Consider the following 2,456-nt stretch of genomic DNA (forward strand, 5'->3'; position numbering starts at 1 on the left):
GTAAGCACCTCGCGCTGGCCATGGTTGAAACGACATTCGCGTGAGTGCATGATGCAGCCCGGTTCTCAGTTGTGTGCTGAGGTATGTGCGCAGATGGGGCGAAGCAGGTGGGCTACCCGCCATGGGAGCAGTTCATCGACGCGGTTGACCGGGTGATCGGCGATGCGCTCAAGGACGTAGGTCAGGTACGCACGCGGATCGATATCATTGAGCTTGCAACTGCCGATCAGCGAGTACATGGCCGCCGCGCGCTCACCTCCGCTATCGGAGCCGGCGAACAGGAAGTTCTTGCGTCCGAGGGCTACGCAACGCAATGCGTTTTCGGCCAGTATGTTGCTGATCTCCACACGACCGTCATCGCAATACAGCACGAGCGCCGCCCAGTTGTTCAGCGCGTACTGGATCGCCCTGGACGTCTCGGACTTTGCCGAGAGCATGGCCTGTCTTTCGCGAAGCCATGTTTCAAGTGTCGTGAGCAGCGGCCTGCTCATTTCCTGGCGTACCCGGCGTCGTTCATCCGGCGGCTGTCCGCGAATGCCGGCTTCGATAGCATAGAGTTCGCCGATCAGTTCCAGCGCCCGTGTGGTCGTTTCCGACGGCGTGCGCACATGAATGTCGTGAAGCTTGCGGCGCGCATGATCCCAGCATGCTGCTTCGCGGATGCTGCCGTCGGTGAACAGGTCGTTAAAGCCTGCGTAGGCGTCGGCCTGGAGGATGCCCCGGAAGTCAGCGAGGTGGGTTTGTGGATGGACGCCCTGGCGGTTCGGCGAGTAAGCAAACCACACGGCAGCCGGCTCGCTCGAGCCAGAGCGGTGATCATCACGGACGTAGACCCACAGGCGGCCGGTCTTCGTCTTCCTGTTGCCAGGCGCAAGCACTGGAATCGGCGTGTCGTCCGCGTGAAGCTTCGAAGCCGCCATCGTATAGCGGCGTAGCGCCCCGGTCAGCGGCTCGCACAGTGCCTGGCACTGGCCGACCCAACGGCCCATGCTGGCCGTGTCGAGCGTGACGCCATCACGTTCGGCAATCGACGACTGGCGATACAGAGGCTGGTGATCGGCGTACTTCGAAACGAGGATATCGGCCAGCAGGCTCGGATGCGCGATGCTGCGTTCGATCGGCAGTCCCGGCATTGGTGGCTGTTCGATATGGCCGCAGCACGGGCAGACGCGTTTGCGCCGGATCGTGCGGATTACCTTAAACGCCGCGGCGACACGGGCGAGCTGTTCGGAGATGTCCTCGCCAAGCTCCCGCATCGGCTCACCGCAGTCCCGGCAGGCCGCATCAGGTTCAAGTACGCGCACTTCGCGCTCCAGGTGCGGCGGTAGCGGTTCCCGTGGCGAAGGCGCATCCGGCACACCCGAGCGCCGCGCCTGTGCATCGACGATACCGCGACGGGCAGTCAGATCCTCGAATTCAGTTTCGAGCTCGGTCAGTTGCCGCTCGATCCGCTCGGATTTGCGGCCATACTGCATCCGGTTGAGCTTGTCGATGAGCACCCTGAGCCGTTCGATCTCGAGGTCGCGCTCCGAGATCAGTGCGCGCTGCGCGAGCACCAGGGCCTGCAGCGCAGCGACATCGTCGGGAAGCGGGATAGGATCGGACATGCCCCGCAGTTTACGGGGTGTCCTTGCGGTTTACAACATCGACAGAGCGGCCGTGCGCCGGGGCTGCCGCCAGTCGATGCCTTCGAGCAACATCGACAGTTGTGCGCTGCTCAGACAGACCTTGCCGCCATCAGCCTGCGGCCAGATGAACCGACCCCGCTCAAGTCGCTTTGCAAGCAGCCATAGGCCGTCCTCTGTCGCCCAGAGGAGCTTGACCTGATCGCCACGACGGCCGCGGAAGATGAACACGTGACCGCCCAGCGGGTTCTCTTCAAGTACCGTGTGCACCTTCGCCGACAGTCCCTGGAAACCGCAGCGCATGTCGGTGGTGCCGGCGACGATCCAGATGCGCGTGCCCGATGGAAGTCCGATCATCAGCGCAGGCTCTCCAGGACGGTGCGCAGCATGTCGGCATCGACCATGCCGCTCACGTTGACCACGGCGCGGCCGATCCGGATCTCGAGCGTACCGCCAGACTCCTGCACACACGGGTGCGCCACTGCCGCACCAGCATCAGCCACTGGGCCCGCTTCGTTCACCACTTCGACCGGCAACAGCGACGTCGTGCCGCTCTGCTGTTGCGCGCGATATTGACGTCGCCACTTGAACAGCATGTTCGCGTTAATGCCGTGCTCGCGCGCAAGCTGCGACACGGACACGCCGGGCTCACACGCAGCGGCTGCCAGACGGCGCCGAAACTCCGGGCTATGGTTGGGGCGGCCTTTACGCGTACCCCTGGATATCTGCTCTTCTTCTGGTGCCAAAGTGATTCCCGCTACAAAAAATGGTGGGAATCACTTTGGCGTGTCACGCCTGTTCATTCAAGGCTGGCCGCCACGAGTTGCTTAC

At 63.2% G+C, this 2,456-nt stretch carries 3 protein-coding genes; all 3 read right to left on the reverse strand.

What is annotated here, in order from left to right:
* Window positions 1-65: 65 nt before the first annotated feature.
* The 3 genes from tnpC to tnpA are packed head-to-tail and all read right to left on the reverse strand — an operon-like array spanning window position 66 to window position 2,371.
* Window positions 66-1,607 carry an IS66 family transposase gene (gene tnpC, locus HV796_RS41620; protein WP_175233463.1) on the reverse strand — a complete coding sequence of 514 codons (1,542 nt, stop codon included), beginning with the start codon at window positions 1,605-1,607 and terminating at the stop codon, window positions 66-68.
* 30 nt (window positions 1,608-1,637) lie between these two features.
* Complete coding sequence (gene tnpB / locus HV796_RS41625; RefSeq protein ID WP_175233464.1) at window positions 1,638-1,982, reverse strand: IS66 family insertion sequence element accessory protein TnpB; 345 nt, start codon at window positions 1,980-1,982, stop codon at window positions 1,638-1,640.
* Window positions 1,982-2,371: an IS66-like element accessory protein TnpA gene (gene tnpA / locus HV796_RS41630; RefSeq protein WP_175233465.1), complete on the reverse strand. Its 390-nt coding sequence runs from the start codon at window positions 2,369-2,371 to the stop codon at window positions 1,982-1,984. Before tnpA ends, tnpB begins: the two co-directional genes overlap by 1 nt.
* Window positions 2,372-2,456: the final 85 nt, after the last annotated feature.

The organism is Paraburkholderia humisilvae (assembly GCF_902859855.1).
Lineage (GTDB): Bacteria > Pseudomonadota > Gammaproteobacteria > Burkholderiales > Burkholderiaceae > Paraburkholderia > Paraburkholderia humisilvae.

Bases quoted from the DNA above. Each gene is read 5' to 3' on its own strand.
- tnpB (WP_175233464.1), bottom strand. From the start codon at position 1,982: ATGATCGGACTTCCATCGGGCACGCGCATCTGGATCGTCGCCGGCACC.
- tnpC (WP_175233463.1), bottom strand. From the start codon at position 1,607: ATGTCCGATCCTATCCCGCTTCCCGACGATGTCGCTGCGCTGCAGGCC.